This window comes from Exiguobacterium sp. Helios, from assembly GCF_014524545.1.
Classification (GTDB): domain Bacteria; phylum Bacillota; class Bacilli; order Exiguobacteriales; family Exiguobacteriaceae; genus Exiguobacterium_A.
The window spans coordinates 2,028,306-2,048,726 of sequence record NZ_CP053557.1 but is presented as its reverse complement, the minus strand read 5'-3'; the positions used below and the strand labels follow the sequence as shown (position 1 = coordinate 2,048,726).

Annotated in this window: 21 protein-coding genes; 20 read left to right on the top strand and 1 reads right to left on the bottom strand. The window is 48.7% G+C overall.

Annotation, left to right across the window (positions count from 1 at the left end; genetic code table 11):
• The first annotated feature begins 13 nt into the window (after positions 1-13).
• The 13 genes from ndk to HNY42_RS10710 all read left to right on the top strand — a co-directional run bounded on the left by ndk (position 14) and on the right by HNY42_RS10710 (position 10,822).
• Positions 14-430 carry a nucleoside-diphosphate kinase gene (ndk, locus tag HNY42_RS10770; RefSeq protein ID WP_131502539.1) on the top strand — a complete coding sequence of 139 codons (417 nt, stop codon included), beginning with the start codon at positions 14-16 and terminating at the stop codon, positions 428-430.
• Positions 431-570: 140 nt separating this feature from the next.
• Positions 571-1,344, top strand: a complete 774-nt coding sequence (locus HNY42_RS10765) for a CheR family methyltransferase (protein WP_131502538.1) — start codon at positions 571-573, stop codon at positions 1,342-1,344.
• Between the two features lie 22 nt (positions 1,345-1,366).
• Positions 1,367-2,521, top strand: a complete 1,155-nt coding sequence (gene aroC / locus HNY42_RS10760) for a chorismate synthase (protein ID WP_188004484.1) — start codon at positions 1,367-1,369, stop codon at positions 2,519-2,521.
• Entirely contained in the window at positions 2,518-3,576 is a 1,059-nt protein-coding gene (gene aroB, locus HNY42_RS10755) for a 3-dehydroquinate synthase (RefSeq protein ID WP_188004483.1), read from the top strand. Before aroC ends, aroB begins: the two co-directional genes overlap by 4 nt.
• Entirely contained in the window at positions 3,567-4,820 is a 1,254-nt protein-coding gene (gene aroA / locus HNY42_RS10750; protein ID WP_188004482.1) for a 3-phosphoshikimate 1-carboxyvinyltransferase, read from the top strand. Before aroB ends, aroA begins: the two co-directional genes overlap by 10 nt.
• Positions 4,821-4,864: 44 nt before the next feature.
• Positions 4,865-6,127 carry a tetratricopeptide repeat protein gene (locus tag HNY42_RS10745; protein WP_114595565.1) on the top strand — a complete coding sequence of 421 codons (1,263 nt, stop codon included), beginning with the start codon at positions 4,865-4,867 and terminating at the stop codon, positions 6,125-6,127.
• A 28-nt stretch (positions 6,128-6,155) separates the two neighbouring features.
• The gene (locus HNY42_RS10740; protein WP_114595566.1) at positions 6,156-6,683 is read left to right on the top strand and encodes a ReoY family proteolytic degradation factor; all 528 of its coding nucleotides are present in this window, start codon (positions 6,156-6,158) and stop codon (positions 6,681-6,683) included.
• Between the two features lie 196 nt (positions 6,684-6,879).
• Entirely contained in the window at positions 6,880-7,320 is a 441-nt protein-coding gene (locus HNY42_RS10735; RefSeq protein ID WP_114595567.1) for a DUF2487 family protein, read from the top strand.
• A gap of 104 nt (positions 7,321-7,424) precedes the next feature.
• Positions 7,425-7,931 carry a ubiquinol-cytochrome c reductase iron-sulfur subunit gene (locus HNY42_RS10730; RefSeq protein ID WP_026828085.1) on the top strand — a complete coding sequence of 169 codons (507 nt, stop codon included), beginning with the start codon at positions 7,425-7,427 and terminating at the stop codon, positions 7,929-7,931.
• 3 nt (positions 7,932-7,934) lie between these two features.
• Positions 7,935-8,606: a menaquinol-cytochrome c reductase cytochrome b subunit gene (gene qcrB, locus HNY42_RS10725; protein WP_012370658.1), complete on the top strand. Its 672-nt coding sequence runs from the start codon at positions 7,935-7,937 to the stop codon at positions 8,604-8,606.
• Between the two features lie 41 nt (positions 8,607-8,647).
• On the top strand, positions 8,648-9,439 hold the full coding sequence (locus HNY42_RS10720; protein WP_188004481.1) for a menaquinol-cytochrome c reductase cytochrome b/c subunit: 792 nt from the start codon (positions 8,648-8,650) through the stop codon (positions 9,437-9,439).
• A gap of 56 nt (positions 9,440-9,495) precedes the next feature.
• Positions 9,496-10,095: a DUF1405 domain-containing protein gene (locus tag HNY42_RS10715; protein WP_131502533.1), complete on the top strand. Its 600-nt coding sequence runs from the start codon at positions 9,496-9,498 to the stop codon at positions 10,093-10,095.
• Positions 10,096-10,141: 46 nt separating this feature from the next.
• On the top strand, positions 10,142-10,822 hold the full coding sequence (locus HNY42_RS10710; protein WP_114595570.1) for a zinc metallopeptidase: 681 nt from the start codon (positions 10,142-10,144) through the stop codon (positions 10,820-10,822).
• 66 nt (positions 10,823-10,888) lie between these two features.
• Here the strand turns inward: HNY42_RS10710 and HNY42_RS10705 are convergent, their stop codons facing one another.
• Positions 10,889-11,776, bottom strand: coding sequence for a YitT family protein (locus HNY42_RS10705; protein WP_114595571.1), 888 nt, complete (start codon positions 11,774-11,776; stop codon positions 10,889-10,891).
• Between the two features lie 174 nt (positions 11,777-11,950).
• Here HNY42_RS10705 and bshA point away from each other — a divergent pair, with 174 nt between their 5' ends.
• The 7 genes from bshA to dinG all read left to right on the top strand — a co-directional run bounded on the left by bshA (position 11,951) and on the right by dinG (position 20,363).
• The gene (bshA, locus tag HNY42_RS10700; protein WP_188004480.1) at positions 11,951-13,093 is read left to right on the top strand and encodes an N-acetyl-alpha-D-glucosaminyl L-malate synthase BshA; all 1,143 of its coding nucleotides are present in this window, start codon (positions 11,951-11,953) and stop codon (positions 13,091-13,093) included.
• Positions 13,080-14,225 (top strand): CCA tRNA nucleotidyltransferase, encoded by a 1,146-nt coding sequence (locus HNY42_RS10695; protein WP_255508324.1) that lies wholly within the window; start codon positions 13,080-13,082, stop codon positions 14,223-14,225. The genes bshA and HNY42_RS10695 overlap by 14 nt, the downstream gene beginning before the upstream one ends.
• Positions 14,186-15,157, top strand: coding sequence for a biotin--[acetyl-CoA-carboxylase] ligase (locus HNY42_RS10690; protein WP_188004479.1), 972 nt, complete (start codon positions 14,186-14,188; stop codon positions 15,155-15,157). The genes HNY42_RS10695 and HNY42_RS10690 overlap by 40 nt, the downstream gene beginning before the upstream one ends.
• Before the next feature lie 238 nt (positions 15,158-15,395).
• The gene (gene panB, locus HNY42_RS10685; RefSeq protein ID WP_114595574.1) at positions 15,396-16,235 is read left to right on the top strand and encodes a 3-methyl-2-oxobutanoate hydroxymethyltransferase; all 840 of its coding nucleotides are present in this window, start codon (positions 15,396-15,398) and stop codon (positions 16,233-16,235) included.
• Positions 16,232-17,062, top strand: a complete 831-nt coding sequence (panC, locus tag HNY42_RS10680) for a pantoate--beta-alanine ligase (protein WP_131972539.1) — start codon at positions 16,232-16,234, stop codon at positions 17,060-17,062. The genes panB and panC overlap by 4 nt, the downstream gene beginning before the upstream one ends.
• 2 nt (positions 17,063-17,064) lie before the next feature.
• Positions 17,065-17,448 (top strand): aspartate 1-decarboxylase, encoded by a 384-nt coding sequence (gene panD / locus HNY42_RS10675; RefSeq protein WP_026828094.1) that lies wholly within the window; start codon positions 17,065-17,067, stop codon positions 17,446-17,448.
• A gap of 101 nt (positions 17,449-17,549) precedes the next feature.
• Positions 17,550-20,363 (top strand): ATP-dependent DNA helicase DinG, encoded by a 2,814-nt coding sequence (dinG, locus tag HNY42_RS10670; protein WP_188004478.1) that lies wholly within the window; start codon positions 17,550-17,552, stop codon positions 20,361-20,363.
• Positions 20,364-20,421: the final 58 nt, after the last annotated feature.

The following is a 20,421-nucleotide window of genomic DNA, read 5'->3' as shown; positions in this document are numbered from 1 at the left end:
GGGGGAACTAGTAATGGAACAAACGTTTTTAATGGTAAAACCGGATGGCGTTGAACGAGGTTTGATTGGGGAAATCATCGCTCGTATCGAACGTAAGGGATTTGTAATTCGTGAAATGAAAATGATGCAGGTATCTGAAGAATTGGCTCAAGCTCATTACGCGGAACACGCAGAAAAACCATTTTTCGGAGAGTTGGTCACTTTTTTGACATCTGGTCCAGTCGTCGCGCTTCGTGTTGAAGGCGAAGATGTCGTCACGGTTTCACGGATGATGATCGGGAAAACGAAACCGACGGAAGCACTGCCAGGAACGATTCGGGGCGATTTCGCGAACACGATGAGCGAGAATGTCATTCATGGTTCAGACAGTGTGGAAAGTGCCGAGCGTGAACTCGGTCTTTGGTTTCAAGGACAACCATTAAACGTTTAATGTTGGCAAGACGATTGAGCAACTGCTCAATCGTCTTTTTTTGTTTTTTGGAAAGGAAATGGCTTTATGCTAAGATAGAAAATAAGATAGGGAGTGTGTTAGAAACAATCCCGACAGAGAGAGGATTTGTGAGGTGGACTATGCAGGACTATGAGCTTTTCATCCAGCGTTTCTTAAAAAAATCAGGAATTGATTTAGGACAATATAAAGAAGCCCAGATGAAGCGACGATTGACAGCGCTACGCGATAAAAAAGGATACAGTACATTTGCTTCTTATATGCAGGCGATGGAAAAAAGTGCGACATTGTATGACGAATTTTTGGATCGCATGACGATTAACGTCAGCGAGTTTTTCCGGAATCCGATTCGGTGGCAACAACTCGAACAAGATATCTTGCCGGTATTGCAAGCCCGTGCTCACGGACGAATCCGGACCTGGAGTGCTGCCTGTTCGACAGGGGAGGAACCGTATTCGTTAGCGATGATCTTAAACGAAAAGATGGATCCTGCACAATTTACGATTCAGGCAACGGACTTGGATGACCTGGTTCTCGAAAAGGCGAAACAAGGCCGTTACGGGGCATCCGCTTTAAATGAAGTGGAGGAAGCACGAAAAAAACGGTATTTCATCGAACAAGAACAACAGTTTGAAGTCGTTCCCGAAATCAGACGTCTCGTTCGGTTCAGTAAACACAATTTGTTGGGTGACCGATATGATACCGGATTTGATTTGATCATCTGCCGGAACGTCTTGATTTATTTTACAGAGGAAGCCAAGGCGCATGTCTACCGTTCATTCGTCGATGCCTTAAAACCGGGCGGCATTTTATTCGTCGGTGGAACAGAACAGATTTTCCAACCAGAACGATTTGGTCTGAAGATGAAGCAAAGCTTTTTTTACGAAAAAATCTAAGGGTAAGAGGGGATGAGGCAACATGCGTTATATGACAGCAGGTGAATCACACGGTAAAGGATTATCGGTCATCATCGAAGGAATCCCTTCTGGTCTTATCATTGATTTTGACAAAGTACAACGTGAGATGACACGTCGCCAAGGTGGTTATGGTCGAGGACGGAGAATGCAGATCGAACAGGACGCGGTAGATGTCCGTGGGGGAATCCGCCATGGCTATACGACGGGCGCACCAATCAGCCTGTTCATTGAAAATAAAGATCATACCCACTGGACACAAGTCATGCAGGCAGAACCGTTGCAAGAAGAGTTGGAACGTCCGCGGACGCTAACCCGTCCAAGACCGGGACATGCGGATTTAGTCGGCGGATTGAAGTATGGGCACCGGGATTTACGGGATGTCCTCGAACGTTCGTCTGCCCGGGAAACGGCGGCACGTGTCGCTGTCGGTGCGATTGCCAAACAACTGTTGAGCCAACTCGACATCGATTTATTCTCGCATGTCCGTTCGATTGGTGGCGTCGATGCGGATGTCATCAATCCACTAACATATCGTGACGCGATTGAGACATCACCTGTCCGCTGTGCCGACGAAGCGGCAGCGGAGCGAATGATGGCAGCGATTGATCAAGCCAAAAAAGACGGAGATACGTTAGGCGGGGAAGTCGAAGTGGTCGTGACGGGTGTCATGCCGGGAATCGGCTCCTTTACGCAAAACGAGACGAAACTCGACAGTCGTATCGCCCGGGCTGTCATCAGTGTCAATGCGATGAAAGCAGTCGGATTCGGAGACGGATTTGAGCTGGCTCGACGAAAAGGCAGTACCGTCCAAGATGAAATTCTGCATGATGAGACAGGTTATTTCCGTAAAACGAATCATCTGGGAGGAATCGAAGGAGGTATGTCGACCGGAATGCCGATTCGGGTCCAAGTAGCGATGAAACCGATACCGACTCTGTATCGTCCCCTGCAGTCAGTCGACATTGAAACAAAAGAACCGTTCGTTGCCCAAATCGAACGAAGTGACGCGTGTGCCGTTCCGGCTGCTGCGGTCGTACTTGAGGCCGTCGTAGCCGTTGAGATTGCTGCAGCTGTCCTTGAGATGTTCGGTACATCGACGCTTGGTCGTCTTAAGCAGGCTGTTACAGACTACCGGGAGGAGGTGCGTCTCTTTTGACGCATCTGATCATCGAGGCAAGCCGTCCTTATCCGGTCTATGTCGAAACGAAGGCTATCCATCATATTCGTGAAATCAAACAAGCGCAAGAAGCAGATCAGTTTTGGATCATTACGGATCAGACCGTAGCGGATTTGCACATGGTGTCGATTCGAAGTCAGCTCGAAAGCTGTTTTCCATTGACACATCAATCTGTCAGTATCGTCGAGCCGGGAGAAGACAGCAAATCATTATCTGTCTATCAACGGTTATTGGAAGAGGGAATTGAGCAGGGAGCAACCCGTAAGACGATGATCCTTGCAGTCGGAGGCGGCATGATTGGTGACTTGGCCGGATTCGTCGCGGCGACTTTCCTGCGCGGAGTTCCGTTTATCCAAATCCCGACGACCCTGCTTGCTCACGATTCGAGTGTCGGGGGAAAGGTTGGATTAAACTTACGTTGGGGTAAGAACTTAGTAGGTGCTTTTTATCAGCCTTCTGCTGTTTTGTACGATCCCGCCTTTTTACAAACATTGCCTGACCGCGAATGGAGAAGCGGTTTTTTTGAATTATTGAAGCACGGATTATTGGCGCGTCCGACATTTGCTGAAGATTTGATCGGACTTGAATTGGCAGATATCAAACAGTTAGCGCTGGGAGACTGGATTTCAGCCGGGATTAAAGTGAAACAACATATCGTCGAGCAGGATGAACGTGAGGCGGGCATCCGCGCCTTTTTAAATTATGGACATACGTTTGGCCATGCGGTTGAATATGCGAGTGCAGATCTTTCCCACGGAGAAGCGGTCGGAATTGGACTGGTCTTTGTATCGTTACTCGAAGGAAATGAGCGTCAAGCCCGTCAGCTGGTGGAACTGATTGGTCGAATCGGTGTCGTATTACCGGAACGTCAACCGTTTGAAAGATACTTGGAGTTGATGAAACGGGATAAAAAAAATGATGCGTCGATTCGATTTGTCTTACAAGGTCAAGACGGATTTGGCTTAGAAGCAATCAACCGGAAACGTCTAGAAGAAGCATACGATCAAACAGTGAGGTGTTTAAAGTGGGGTTAAAAGGGACAGTACGCGTACCAGGCGATAAATCAATGACCCATCGTGCATTTTTGATGGGCGGAATCGCAGAGGGGACAACCGTGATTTCAAACGCCTTGCTAGGAGCAGACTGTCTGGCATCACTCGCAGCAGTCGAGGCACTCGGGGCACAAATTCACCGGACGGAACAAGACATTCGGATTACCGGTACCGCTACTCTGAAGGCGGCAACGATTGACTGCGGCAATTCAGGAACGACAATTCGTTTGTTGAGCGGGATTTTGGCCGGCGGACAGGAAACATACATTTTAACAGGAGATGCTTCGCTACAGCGACGGCCGATGGACCGGGTGACTGTTCCGCTTGCGACACTTGGAGCGGACATTGAGGGCACATATGCCCCGCTGACGATTCATGGTCAACCGCTTGTCGGCACGACCTACACATTGCCGGTAGCGAGCGCTCAAGTCAAAAGTGCGGTGTTATTGGCCGGATTGTTTGCAACAGGAGAGACGACAGTCGTCGAACCGATTTTATCGCGGGATCATACGGAACGGATGTTACCGAAATTCGGAGCAGATCTGACGATTCAAGAACTGGAACAAGGCCGACAGATTCGTCTGCAAGGACCGGTCCGACTAAAGGCAACGACGATCGATGTTCCGGGTGACCCTTCTTCTGCGGCTTTTTGGTGGGCAGCAGCGGCCTTAGGAGACGATAGCCGAATCACGACGGAACACGTCTTGATGAATCCGACCCGGACTGGATTTTTGCAAGTGTTACGCCAGATGGGTGCCAGTGTCGAAATTACAAATCGCCGTGAAACGGCGGGAGAAGAGACTGCGGACGTAACCCTGACGACGACTCACTTGCAGGCAGTAGCCATCGAAGGGGAGCAAATTCCTTCGTTAATTGATGAAATCCCGTTGCTTGCTTTGCTGGCGACGCAAGCAGAAGGGCGGACAGTCATCCGGGATGCAGCAGAACTGCGTGTCAAAGAGACGGATCGAATTGAGACGGTCGTATCGACCCTTCAAAAAATCGGGGCAACGATTGAAGCAACGGAAGACGGCATGATTATTGATGGACCGACACCACTCACAGGAGCGACGGTCGACAGTGCGGGAGACCATCGTCTGGCCATGATGTTGACGATTGCCTCGACATTACAGCCGGAAATTCAAGTCCTTGGGAATGAAGTAGTTGAAGTCAGCTATCCAACGTTTTATGATGATTTAAAGACACTGCAACAAACGAATCCCTGAAAAAGATCGCGAACAGTGAAATAGAGGAAAGTGAGGCGTTTGCCTTGAACGAAAACGTATTAAAAGAGATCGTCGAAAGTCTCGAACATGGTCACACGTCAGAAGCATTAACGGCGCTCGAACAGCTCGAAAAAACCGGGACGGATGAAGATCGTTTAGCAGTCGCCGATTTGTATATCGAATTGGGCTTATCCGATCGGGCAGTCGATTTACTGGCACCTTTGTATGTCGATTATTCGGGAAATGCCGGTGTAGCTTTATTACTTGCAGAATGTTACATCGATTTGGACCGAGAAGAAGAGGCCATCACTGTGCTTGAGCAGGTCGATGTGACGGATATTGAGAATGGTCCCCGGACATTGGTTTTGCTGGCTGACCTGTATCAGTCCCAAGGGCTCGATGAAGTAGCGTTAGCTAAATTAAAACAAGCGCGTGACTTGGCCCCAAACGAACCATTGCTGGCGTATGGACTGGCGGAACTCTATATGACACTCGGTGCTTTTGATCAAGCCGTTCCTTTGTTTGCGGAAATCGCGGCCGATCCGCTCTTACGCGAAGAGTTACCGCTTGATGCCCTCTATGCGGAATCACTGGCGATGATCGGTGAGTTTGAAGAAGCGATTCCACTATATGAACGCGCGGTTGCCGAGCGCTCGGATCTGCATACGTTATTCGGTCTCGCCATGACGGCCCACCGGGTCGGACAACACCAAAAAGCGGTCGAGACATTCCAGCAACTGATTGCGCAGGATCCCGACTATACGTCGGCCTATGTTCCATACGCGGAAAGTCAGTCGGAACTCGGCTTGACGAAAGAAGCGCTCAATGTCATCAAGCAAGGAATCGAACGTGATGATTACAACGACGAGTTACGGACGATGGAAGCCTTGTTCCTCTTGAAACTTGGTGATCGGGAAGGCAGTGTCAAAGCGTTACGTGAAGCATTGGCCCTCAACCCAGAATCCCTTGTCGCAGCCGAACGGCTGTTGGCCTTACTCGCAGAAGACGAAGATCATGACGCGACGCTCGAGACGATTTCCGCCATCGAAGAACATGTGACGGCACCGATCTTAACGTGGTATCGCGCCCGGTCGTTATACGCGCTTGAAGAATATACGCAGGCGATGGAGAAATATGCGCAAGTGGAAGCTGCTTTTGCAGATGATGCATTATTCTTAAAAGAGTACGGATATGCTCTCGTAGAAGAAGGGCGCCGCGACGAAGGACTGGTCTTATTACGCCGGGCAGCCAATCTGACACCGGAAGATGCCGATTTAGTCGACTATGTCGAACGAATGGATGGATGATTTCACTGGAGAAGGGAGTAGGATTAAGATGACAGAGAGAAAGCAGCGTTTCTTGCGCCGCATCTTGACCTATTATACGTTGAAACGTCGGGAATCAAAGTGGATCATCGATTATTGGCTTCGAAACGATTCGAAGCTCGAACAGGTTCATTTTGTTCAAAATGCCATGTTTGCGCCCAAGGCAATAATCATTACGACCTATGGATTTGATGCAGACCCTTTTCTCTTTAAAAAAGGAGAGGTCAAGACGACCGATCCGGAAAAAGCCTATCATGATATTCGTTTGACCGATGAGCCGATCTATATCGAGTTAAACTTTCAAGGAATGATGATGGATGACGAGTACCTCTCGCTGTTAGAGGAAAATCCTTTTCGACCGGAAGTGGCCGTTGAACCGAAATTGGCAGATGCGGCAATGAATTTCATTGCGGCGACCGTCAACCGTCAAGAAGAAGAACGTTTGGTCCGATTGATTGACGAGGCGCTCGACGCCCGGGATAAAAATCGTTTCCAATCGCTTTCGGACGAATTGCGGATTATTCGCAGTCAACTTTGATCGGAAAATCGAGTCGTTTGCCTTCCTTCGACTGAACCGAAGGAAGGCTTTTTTTCGAAATCGAAACTAAGGGGAAAATATGAAGAAAAATTGTAGCTAATTTCATAAAACGTTCACATTAAAGAAGCAGTTCCAAAAGCGGATATGATACATTAAATGTGACGAAATGTAAGTGAACAGGAAAGGGGGGAATGACTTGCGTTTCAAACCATCCGATGTTCAAAGGACGAGAAACGAACAAGCGTATATCGATACGTTGATTGTCCCATTGATTCCCGTCGGATTCGACGAAGCGATGCATGCTTTCTCGGAATGTGCAGATATGACAATGACTGTCGCGACGGAAGTCGAACGGCAATTGTCGGGACGGGCGATGCTTGTTCCGCCAATGACATATATTGGTGAACCGTCCATTGACCAGCTCACCAGTTGGGAGCAGGCCGCATCTTCAGAGCAGTTTCGATTTGTAACGTTCATTACTGCCGATTTACGGTGGAAAGAGACATCGGTCACGGACATCATTTATGTCCCACGTTTATCGCTTGAGACGATGAGTCGCGATCAACAAGGTCAGATGGTCGGGAATTTTGTCGGGCAAGTCTTAGAGCAGTTAGGAAACCGCTGGACCGCGCTATGAAGCGGTTGACGCAATGATTTTATTAAGATACTATTACCATGTGAGAAATTTGTGTGAAGTACTGTGGTCTTGGGGCACAGCGTACATCACGAGGGGGGATCGAGATGGCTCAAAACGGGTCTAACGTAACACGTCGTCAATTCTTGACGTATACATTGACTGGAGTCGGCGGCTTTATGGCGGCGACGATGGTCATGCCGATGGTCAACTTCGCAGTTGACCCAGTCCTGAAGAAATCAGGAGCAGGCGATAAAGTAAAAGTAATGAAGTTGTCGGACATCACGACAGAACCAAAACGGGTCGACTTCAAAAAACAGACACAGGATGCGTGGTATGAGTTTGAAGAAACGTTATCTGCGTGGGTGTTTAAAAACGATAAAGGCGAAGTATTGGCCCTATCACCGATCTGTAAACACTTAGGATGCCAGGTCAGTTTTGGAGCGGATCCGACGCACCCAGAACAATTCTATTGCCCATGTCACTTCGGCCGGTATACGAAAGATGGCGTTAACGTACCAGGTACGCCTCCGACGAAACCGCTTGATGAATATGAAAAGCAAGAGAAAGATGGTTTCCTTTACCTAGGTAAACCAGTCGAAAGAGGTGCGTAAGCGATGATGCAAAAAATTTATGATTGGATTGATGAGCGCGTTGATATTACGCCACTTTGGCGAGATATCGCCGATCATGAAGTTCCAGAACACGTTAACCCGGCCCATAACTTCTCAGCATTCGTTTATTGTTTTGGCGGGTTGACATTCTTCACGATTGTCATCCAGATTCTTTCAGGGATGTTCTTGACAATGTATTACGTACCAGACATCATCAATGCGCATGCGTCCGTGTACTATCTTCAAAATGAAGTAGCGCACGGTCAAATCGTCCGTGGTATGCACCACTGGGGTGCATCGGTCGTCATCGTAATGTTGTTCCTACATACATTACGTGTCTTCTTCACAGGTTCATACAAAAAACCACGTGAATTGAACTGGGTTGTCGGCGTACTGTTATTCTTCGTTGTCTTAGCACTTGGTCTGACAGGATATCTGTTGCCATGGGATATGAAAGCATTGTTCGCAACGAAAGTTACGATTCAAATTGCGGAAAGTATTCCTGTCATCGGTGGTATCGCGAAAACACTCCTGGCGGGTGGGGAAATCGTCGGTGCAAGCACAATCGCTCGATTCTTTGCGATTCACGTCTTCTTCCTTCCTGCAGCATTGTTCGTCTTGCTCGGGGCCCACTTCATGATGATCCGTAAACAAGGGATCTCTGGACCACTTTAAACCGACACTTATCATTAGACAACTAAAAGGGGGAGAACACGATGCATCGTGGTAAAGGAATGAAATTCGTCACCGATTCACGGGTGTCGATCAACAACCGGATGCCGAATAAGTCAAAAGACTATTCGGAGTATCCAGGTCGGACGGAAGCGTTCTGGCCAAACTTCTTGCTTCGCGAATGGATGGTAGGAGCGGTCTTCCTGATCGGCTTCATGACATTGACTATCGTTGAAGCAGCACCGCTTCAAAATATCGCTGACCCGACGAATACGTCGTACATTCCACTTCCGGACTGGTACTTCTTATTCCTCTATCAGCTCTTGAAATATCAATTTGCGGCTGGTCCGTACATTTTGATGGGTACCGTCATCCTTCCAGGGCTTGCGTTTACGGCACTGTTAGTTGCGCCTTGGCTCGATCAAGGACTCGAACGTCGCCCGGCAAAACGTCCGATCGCGGTCAGCATGATGTTACTTGCGATCGTATCGATCGTCTTCTTGACATGGGAATCAGTTCAGACAACACACTGGGATACTATCCATAAACAAGGTGAGTTGACAATGAACGAAGGTCCAAAAATCGATACAGCAGCAAAAGGTTTCGAGATTTACTCGAATCAATCATGCGTCAACTGTCATGGTAAGAACCTCGAAGGCGGCGCAGCAGCTCCAGCCCTCGTCGGGACGAAGAAGACAGAAAAAGAGATTTATGATATCGCAGTTAAAGGTATCGGTTCGATGCCTGCTGGACAGTTCAAAGGTTCAGAAGCAGATCATAAAGAACTTGCTAAATTCATCGCATCATACGGTGAAGGCGGAGAAAACAATAAATAAGACAACCGGCCGGGGGAATTTTCCTCCGGTTTTTGTCTATCATGAGGTGACGATATATGCCGTTCATTCATATTTTAAAACATAAAGCTGTGCTTTGGCCGCTTGCATTGATCAATCTGGGCGGAACATTATACGGCTATTACTGGTATCAGCCGCAACTCGCGCAGTCGAAATGGTACTATTATCCGTTCATTCCGGATAGCCCGACAGCCTCGCTCTTTTTTACGATTATCGTCTTTTTATGGATTTTCAATCGACGATCGCGTTTATTTGAAGCCCTTGCTTTCGTCACCTTGATTAAATACGGGGTTTGGGCAGTCGTCATGAATGCGTTGATGTTACAGGAACTCGGGACGGATGATTCCTTTTTGACCGCGATGGCTTTGATGCTGATGGTTTCACATGGTGCGATGGCATTTCAGGCACTCTTGTATGCGCCTGTCATGACGTTTCGGATCAAGGAACTGGTTCTCGTCTCAATTTGGGTCATTCATAACGATGTTGTGGATTATGTGCTCGGACAGTGGCCGCGGTATCCGGCACTTGCCGAACATATCCAGTGGATCGGATACGGTTCGTTTTGGTTGACCGGATTATGTCTTTTGATGGGATATTGGTTTGTCGCACGCGATTCGATTGACAATAAGTTCGCTTGAACATAAAATAAGACTATAATCTTTTTTTATGAAAGGAAGCGACGATATGGCGAACTATTTAATCTATCTGGCAATCATCATCATCGTGCCGATTTGGGCACAGATGCGTGTCAGAAAGACGTACAAAAAATATCAGGAAGTTCCGATTCACAGTGGAGTGACGGGAGCGCAGGTCGCAGACTTCATCATGAAGCAAAACGGGATTACCGATGTTCGTCTTGAGCCGATTGGCGGAACGATGTCCGATCATTACGACCCAACGAACAAGGTCGTCCGCCTGTCGGAAGATGTCTATTACGGTTCGACGGTATCAGCGGTTTCGATCGCGGCACACGAAATCGGCCACGTCATCCAAGATGCGACGGATTACGGAATGATGCGGGTCCGTCACCGGATTGCTCCGGTGGCTTCGATTACGTCTAACTTGTCATTCCCGTTACTATTGATCGGTTTCTTGGCGGGTATGAGTGGACTGGCGATGCTTGGAGTCATCTTGATGCTCGGAGCAGTCATCTTCCAACTCGTGACGTTGCCGGTTGAGTTTGATGCTTCAAAACGGGCGATGGTCCAGTTAACGGAACATGGAATCATCGATGCAGAAGAAGAACGCGGTTCGCGCCGTGTCCTGAATGCAGCGGCTTGGACATATGTCGCTGCGACGCTCGTTGCGGTTGCTGAGTTTATTCGCTTAGCATTGATTGTCTTTGCACCGTCAAGTGATGATTAAAAACAGGTAAATAAAAAGACGAGGAATCCAATCGGATTTTTCGTCTTTTTTTTGTATGCTGCCCAATCACGTTTCTTTGATCGGAATTCGGTTTTCATCGAAGGTGAATCCTTCTCCGGTCACTTCATAAACGTCATGCAGGGTGATGAAGGCATGTTGATCGACTGATTTGACAAGTGTCTTCAATCGTGTGATTTCATTTCGGGCGACGACGACGTACAGTACTTCCAAGTCGCGTCCTGAATACCCGCCCTTGGCGATCAAGCGAGTCGTCCCACGATTCATCGTCGCATGAATACCATCCGCGATTTCCGTTCGTTGATCACTGATGATCATCGCGGCTTTTCCGGCATACGTCCCTTCTTGCATCCAGTCAATGACGCGAGCACCGACATAGACGGCAAGTAACGTGTACATCGCCTGTTTGTAATCGAGATAGCTCAGTGATGCGATAATGACAAAAAAGTCGAAGACCATGAATGTCCGGCCGATCGACCAGCCGAAATACCGTTTTGTTAAGCGGGCGATGATATCGACACCACCGGTCGTGCCGCCGTTATTGAAGATGATGCCGAGACCGACACCGATAAAGACACCGGCAAATAAAGCCGCGAGGACCATATCATCTTTCAAGAAAATTTCAAGCGGTGAGTATTTGGCAATCAATCCATACCAAATTGAAAAACTGAACGTCCCAATCAACGTATAGACGAACGTCGTCCGCCCGAGCAATTTATAACTGACGAAGAATAATGGAATGTTGAGCAACAAGTTCGTGACAGATGGGGAAAACCCGAATAATCCTTTTAAAATCAAGGTGATCCCTGTAAATCCTCCCTCGGCCAACTCGTTCTGCACGTTAAAATGATAGATACCAAAAGCGAAAATAAATGATCCGATCAAAATCCAAATGATATTTTGAATACGAATCGGAAACTGAAATGGGGGTGCCATCTGATTGCTCCTCTCTGACATGACTCTTTCTCTAGGGTAACGGCAGACGTCAAAAAAGACTAGCTTTTCTGATGAAAATCACTTGAAAAGTGGCAGATGTAGTTTTTAGTCGGCAATTTGATTACAATGAGCAGGGGACAGGACATTACTTAATGAAGAGAGAGTGAACTAGATATGAAAAAAGCGATTGGGATTCTCTGTTATCCATCGGTCGGTGGCAGTGGTGTCGTAGCGACGGAACTCGGCATGAAATTAGCAGACCGGGGACACGATGTACACTTCATCACATCGAGCATTCCGTTTCGACTGACGGAGTACCGGCCGAACATTACCGTCCATCTCGTCGAGGTGAATCAATATTCGGTTTTTAAATATCCACCGTACGACATCACGCTGGCGTCGAAAGTAGCGGAAGTCATTGACTTGTTTGATCTTGATGTCATTCATGCCCATTACGCTGTGCCGCATGCCGTTTGTGCGGAGCTCGGGCGAAACATGGCGAAGAAAAAGGGTGTGGCTGTCGTAACGACTTTACACGGGACGGATATTACCGTCATTGGACAGGATTTAGAGATGCAACCGGCGATCCGGTACGGCATCGAAAGTTCGGATGCCGTCACGGCAGTTTCCGAAAGTCTGGCGCTTGAAACAAACATGACATTAAACGGACAGTATACGATTGAAGTCATCCCGAACTCAATTGATGAAAGTATGTATTATCCGATGCGGGATGAACGATTGAAACGCCACTACGGCATCGAACCGGATGAGGTCGTTGTCATCCATATTTCGAATTTCCGACCGGTCAAACGAATCGATGATACAATCGCTGCCTTTGCGATTGCTTCAAAGGATCGTGCCATGCGCTTGTTATTGGTCGGAGACGGTCCGGAAATGGGGCAGACGCGACGCCGGGCAAAGGAACTGGGGATTTACGACAAAATTATTTTTGCCGGCAAACAGGAGCATGTCGCCCAGTTGCTGGCGATCAGTGATATTCATTTACTGTTGTCGGAAAAAGAAGCATTCGGACTTGTCGTCCTCGAGGCAATGGCTGTCGGTGTGCCGAGTGTCGTCTCGAGTGCCGGTGGATTGCCGGAAGTGATTCAAGACAGGAAAACGGGATTCATCGTACCGACGTATGATGTCAAGGCCGCAGCGGACCGGATTGGACAGTTGGCGGATGATGCGACACTGCGGGAAGAATTGGCAGAGGAAGGGATTCGCGATACCCGGAGACGGTTTGATTCCAATCAAGTCGTTCGTGCCTACGAACTGCTGTATGAACGGGTGTGTGCACGCTATGAAAATGCTTGACTACGCCAATCAGATCATTCGAACGATTGAAGAGGCGGGCGGCGAAGCTTATATCGTCGGTGGAGCGGTCCGGGATATGTTGCTCAAACGGGAACCCGGAGATTATGACCTGGCCACTTCGCTTCTTCCGGAAGCAGTCATGCACCTCTTTCCGGTCGTGATTCCGACCGGACTCGATCATGGCACGGTCACGGTTGTCCTCGATCATGTCCCGTTTGAAGTGACGACATTTCGTTCGGAAAGCACGTACAGTGACCGCCGGCGTCCGGATGAAGTGACGCTCGGTGTCAGCTTGGAAGAAGACTTGACGCGTCGTGACTTTACAATCAATGCGATGGCATCGAAGCCGACCGGACTCGTGGATCTGTTTGGCGGTCAAGACGACTTGGCAGCAAAAGTCGTCCGGACGGTCGGTCGAGCGGAAGAACGCTTTAATGAAGATGCCCTGCGGATGATCCGGGCATTTCGATTCATGAGCCAGTTGGAATTTATGCTCGACCAGGAGACGGAACTGGCGATCAAAAACCAAAAACAGCATCTTCAATCGGTTGCCGTTGAGCGCATTGCGATTGAGTTCGAAAAACTGTTGTTAGGTCCCGGACGTGAAGCGGCCTTAGCGGCGATGCTCCGAACCGGAATCCAGCAGTATATGCCCGATCTGAACGAGACGATCATCAAGCAGTTGATGACGTTCCCGTTTAATGGTGTATCGTCAGATGACGTCTGGACACTCGTCTTAGTCGCAGGACTCCGACCGGAATCGTTAAGGGCCTGGAAACGTTCGAAAAAACAGGAAGGGCGTGCGAAGACACTGGCTCCGCTTGTTCAGGAAGCGACGTTATCCGATTGGCAACGTTACCGGCTATCGGACGAAGAGTTGGAACATTTGAACGAGATGACAGGGCGCCGACATGAAGGGCGGATGTCCTTGCCGATCCGTCGTCTGCAAGACTTGACGGTCAACGGGCGTGACATGATCGAGCTCGGGTTGCAAAAAAACCAGATTAAAGAAGCGCTTCATCACCTGGAGCGACAAGTCGTACACCGCCAACTGGACAATCAACGCGAGATTCTGTTAAAGGAAGTGAAGAGTTGGAAAAATCAACACGGGACCGAGTCCTCCACGCACTGATGCAGACCGACTGGATATCGGGACAAGAGTTGGCTGATCATTTAAATATTTCACGTACCGCCATTTGGAAACAAATTGCGGCATTAAAAGAAGCCGGATACATCATTGAAGCGAATAAAAAAACAGGCTATCATTTAGCCGATCAAGGTGACCGGTTGACCCCGCTTGCGATTCAACAACATTTGCGGACGCAGGCGCTTGGACAACAGATCATCCATCTCGAACAGACAGAAACGACGCAACGCATTGCCCATGAACAAGCTCAGCAAGAAGCAAACGAAGGCTCACTGATTGTCTGTGACTTTCAAACCGGCGGTCGGGGGCAACTCGGACGCACGTGGTATGAGACGCGGGGAGCGGGCATTGCGATGAGTTTGATTTTGCGACCGGCAACACCGCTTCACCAAGCCGGTCAATTGACATTACTTGCCGGTATCGCCTTAGCTGAGACGTTCCGGACGCTCGATGTTCCGGCGACGATTAAATGGCCGAACGATTTGCTGATCGGTGGACGAAAAGTAGCCGGTATCTTGACAGAAATGCAAACGGAAGCGGATCGTATTAATTCCGTCATCATCGGAATCGGTATCAACGTTCATCACGAACAGTTTTCGGAAGTATTGTCAGACCGGGCGACATCATTAAAAATAGCGACAGGGAAATCAATTGCCCGCGCTGAAATCGTCGCGTTGTTTTTAAATACGTTTGAGCCGATGTACCGGAAGTGGTTGACGGACGGATTCGCATCATTTGTTCCGGCGTGGGAGAGACATGCCGACCGGTTGAACGATCTAGTAACGTTACGCACACGGCAAGAAACCGTGACCGGAATCTTACGTGGAATTCGGACGGATGGTACTTTGCAGATCGAAACAGAGACGGGCCTGACAACATTTCATTCCGCCGAATTGATTTACTGGACGGAAATGTAAGCTCGGACGTTTGCAGTCTGCTTTTTGAATCATGTATAATGAATGCGAGGATGATAGCCATTTGGAGTCATACCGGTTAGAGGCTTTTATTCATAACGTTTATTTGACTGCCTTGATCCTACTCGGACAGGGACAGAAGGATGATATTGCACTTATCCACGCCTTCTTTCCTATGGATTATTTTAGGAAGGAAGGCGTTTCCTTTTGTCTTCTCTAAACTACGAAGGAGAGAACACACATGCACACGATGACACCTTTATTAAAAAAACAACAGGCGGGCGAAAAACTCGTCATGCTGACGGCATACGATTATCCGTCAGCCAAACTGGCAGAAGCCGGACAGGTCGATTTGCTACTTGTCGGTGATTCACTCGGGAACGTCATTCTCGGCTATGATTCGACGATTGCCGTGACCGTAGACGATATGGTCCATCATGCGAAAGCCGTTCGGCGCGGGGCGCCGGCGACATTCATGGTCGTCGACATGCCGTTTGCCAGTTACCATGGTTCGTTTGACCGGACGCTTGAAGCAGCAGCCCGTATTTTCCAAGAAAGCGGAGCAGACGCCCTGAAACTTGAAGGGGCCGGAGACATCTTGACGACAATCCGCCGTCTTACCGATGCCGGGATGCCGTGTGTCGCGCACTTAGGACTGACACCACAATCTGTCGGGGTGCTCGAAGGGTTTAAAGTCCAAGGGAAATCGCTTGAAGCAGCGGAACAGTTGATTGCCGACAGTTTGGCAGCAGAACAAGCCGGAGCGAAGATGCTCGTCCTCGAATGTGTACCGCATCCCCTCGCAAAACGTGTTCAGGAACTCCTGAAGATTCCTGTCATCGGGATTGGTGCAGGGGCGGATGTTGCGGGTCAAGTATTGGTTTATCATGATCTTTTGACGTACGGTGTCGGCCGGCTTCCGAAATTCGTCAAAGCGTACACGGATTGGAACACATCAGGTACGGAAGCGATTGCGCAGTATGTCCAAGAAGTCAAAAACGGAACTTTCCCTGAACTCGCCCATTCCTTTATGATGGATGAAGAATTGATCGGGGCGTTATATGGAGGATCAAAAGAATGAAAATCATGCAGAGTGTTGAACAACTGCGGGAAGCGTTGGCAGGACAAACATCGATCGGATTCGTTCCGACGATGGGGTTCTTGCACGAAGGACATGCCTCATTATTGAATCAGGCACGTCAGGAAAACGATATCGTTGTCTTGAGTATCTTTGTCAATCCGACCCAATTCGGTCCAAACGAAGATCTAGACCGTTATCCGCGCGATGAACAGCGCGATCAACAACTGGCGCAAGCAGCAGGTGTCGATTACCTCTTTTATCCGACGAATGATGTCATGTATCCGCTCGATATGGCGCGGGTTACTGTTCGTTCGGGTGATGACGTCTTATGTGGCGCATCACGTCCGGGACATTTTGACGGGGTCTTAACGGTCGTCAGTAAATTGTTTAATATTGTCCAACCGACGCGTGCCTATTTCGGATTAAAGGATGCACAACAATTGGCATTGATTGAAGGATACGTCACAGATTACTTCGTCCCGGTCGAAATCAAGCGGTGTCCGATCATTCGCGAAGCGGATGGACTGGCGAAATCGTCGCGTAACGTCTATCTGTCGGAAGCAGAACGCAAGCAAGCGCCGGGGATTCAACACGCATTGCAGGAAGCAAAACAAGCGCTCGACTCCGGGAAACCACTTGAAACCGTTCTTGCACAAACCCGTACGTCCCTTCAATTTGAAGGAACGACGATTGATTATGTGGAAGCCGTCGCCTATCCGACGCTCGGACCGGTTGAAGCGACAACGGAAACGATTTTACTGGCGGTTGCCGTTCAATTTGCATCGGCCCGGTTGATTGATAACTTACTATATACGAGAGGAGCATGATTATGTTACGCACATTCATGCATGCAAAATTACACAAAGCCCGTGTCACGGAAGCAAATCTCCATTACGTCGGCTCGATTACGATTGACGAGGATTTGCTCGATGCGGTCGGGATTCTCGAAAATGAGAAAGTCCAAGTGACGAATAATCAAAACGGCGCACGGATTGAGACGTATGCGATCAAGGGTGCCCGCGGTTCTGGCGTGATTTGTTTGAACGGAGCAGCTGCCCGTCATTTCCAGATCGGAGATGAAGTCATCATCATGGCCTATGCGCAGTTGACGAACGAAGAAATCTCATCACATGTTCCGAAAGTCGCGGTCCTTGATCAGGATAATTCAATCAAGCAGATGTTATCGCAGGAAATCGCACATACGATCTTATGATTTTTGAGGGACCCGAGATACATTCGGGTCTCTTTTTTGTTAAGATGGAACTTGAGATGCCATATATATAAGATATGGATGGTTAAAGGTGGAGATGAGTCGTGGAAAAGAAGTTTGTTGTAGTGGATTTAGAGACGACCGGACATTCGATTAAATCCGGCGATGAGATGATTGAAATCGGAGTGGCAGTAATTGAAGATGGTCAGATTACAGATCGTCTGTCGGCATTTGTCCGTCCGCAAAAACCGATTCCGCCGTTTATTTCTCAGTTAACCGGTATTAAAGATGAGGACGTGGCGCAGGCGGAGTCCTTCGCGACCATTGCACCGCGTGTGCTTCAATTACTCGATGGCGGTGTGTTCGTAGCCCATAATGTGCAGTTTGATTTGACCTTTTTGAATGAAGCACTAGAGGAAGAAGGGTATTTACCGTACTCCGGTCCTGTCATTGATACAGTGGAGCTGGCAAGAATCTTATTGCCGACTGCCGAAAGTCATTCCTTGTCCCATTTGACGGAAGCGTTACAACTGACGCACCATGAAGCACACCGGGCTGGGAGTGATGCCGAGGCAACAGCGGAATTGTTGCTCCATCTACTTACGCGTCTACAGGATTTACCGCTCGATACATTACGACACTTACGTCGGTTAGCGGGAAAGCTGTTTAGCGCCATTGAAGAAGAAATCGATCAAGCGATTCAAACGGTGGGACTGGAGCCGGATGACCGTTTTGATTATTTCCGTAAGCTGGCTTTAAAGAAACGCACCGAACTGGAAGAATGGATGGAACGGACAGAACTGGAACCATTCAGTCCGTTCGTCGACCGCTTGAATGAAACGGTATTCCCGCAACTGTTTCCTGGATATGAACCGCGTATGGGACAACTTGAAATGATGCGTCACGTCTATCAATCGCTTGATCAAGAAACGCCATTACTGGTCGAGGCAGGAACGGGAACCGGGAAATCGCTTGGGTATCTTGTACCGGCGGCGCATTATGCGATTGAACATGAAACGCCGATCATCGTCAGTACGCACACGATTCAATTGCAGGAACAGTTATTTGCCCGGGATCTGCCGCTTTTACGCCAATTGTTTGAAGCACCGGTTGACATCACCCTGTTAAAAGGCCGCAGCAATTACATGGACTTGCGCAAGTTCGAGTTTTTTCTCAGTGAAACGGAAGAACCGTATAACTTCACGCTCGCTAAAGCGATTTTGTTAGTCTGGTTGACGCAGACCGAGACAGGAGACCTGGAGGAAGTCAGTTTACCCGGCGGGGCAGCGCAAGGTAATATCGCCATCAAACAACTGATTCAGTCGGACAGCCAGTCGCAACTCGGACGGTTTGACCCCTGGTACAGCCGTGATTTTTTCCATCATGCAGTCCGACGGGCAAAACAAGCGACGATTATCGTCACGAATCACGCTTTGTTGTTTAGTGATATTCAATATGAAGCCGGCGTCTTACCAAAGGGATGCCCCTTGATTTTAGATGAAGCACATCAAATCGAAGAAGTGGCCAGTCATCATTTTGGATTGGTTTTTGACGGCCATTCCTTTGACCGGATTTTCAGACAGCTTGGATTCTCTTCCGATAAAAAATTATTAACGCGTCTGATTAGTTTATCGGATCAATATGACTTGACGGAGTTGGTCGAAGCGCACAGTGAGACGATCGATGAGACGTTGACAGCACTGCTTGAAGAAGCAGACGGACTGTTGACGATCATTCAAGCCTACGGTCTTGAACTCGCATCACGAAAAGAACGGCGTGAAGGACGGGTCACGGTTCGTTTCAAACGACTGGATCATTCAATGCGTGCCGTACAGGAGAGCGCGAAACGGGTCGAACTTGTCTTAAGACGGTTACGGCAAGCCATTCGGGCGATTCATAAACTGTTCCATGATCAACGGGAACATATGAGTTACCGTGAGCGCTCGGTCGTAGCCGATCTAAAGGCTGTCATCGGCCAACTGGAGGAAGTCGAACAGGCGATTTTCGAGACGATGCTCGCACCTCACGACGAGACGGTTTCCTGGATTGAAACGACAGCTAAAAATCGAAAGTTAACAAGGATTTATACGCAACCGATTGATATTTCAGACCGTCTGCACCGGGAAGTGTTTTCGAAACGGACCTGTATCTTAACGTCTGCGACCTTGACGGTTTCGAATAAATTCCAGTTCATCGAAAAACGGCTTGGACTATCGGAACTTGAGACACGACGTTTCATCGTTCCGTCACCGTTTGGCTATGCAGAAAAAGTCCGGCTGATGGTCCCGACCGATTTACCGTTATTGCAGGACGTGCCGCAAGCGACGTATTCTGAAGTCATTGCGGACGCTATCATCCGGATTGCCGAAGTGACGGAAGGCCGGATGTTGGTACTCTTTACGTCAAACGAGATGTTGCGTCAAACGCATGATGCGACGAAAATGGCCTTGCCGGAACGGTTTACGCTGCTGTCCCAAGGAATCACCCAAGGGTCACGACAACGGTTGATGAAACAATTCAAACAGCTCGATGCCTGCATCCTGTTCGGTACAGCCAGTTTCTGGGAAGGCGTTGACGTTCCGGGTGATGATCTCAGCTGTCTTGTCATTGTGCGTCTGCCGTTTGCACCACCCGATCAACCAATCGTTCAAGCACGTTCGGAGCAGATTGAACAGCAAGGCAAATCGTCGTTCTTCGAATACAGTTTGCCGCAAGCGATCATTCGCTTCAAACAAGGATTTGGCCGCTTGATCCGGACGACAAATGACCGGGGGGTCGTCTTCATTTTTGACCGCCGGATCGAGACGACACGGTACGGAAAACGGTTCGTTTCCAGTCTGCCCAATGTCCCGCTTTTAGCGCAACCGCTCGACGAATTAACGGCCGAGTTGGAATTGTTCTTAAATGAGACGGATTGAGTCTGTTAAAATAAGCATTATCGCATTATAATAGATGTAGAAAAATGAGGGAGGATAT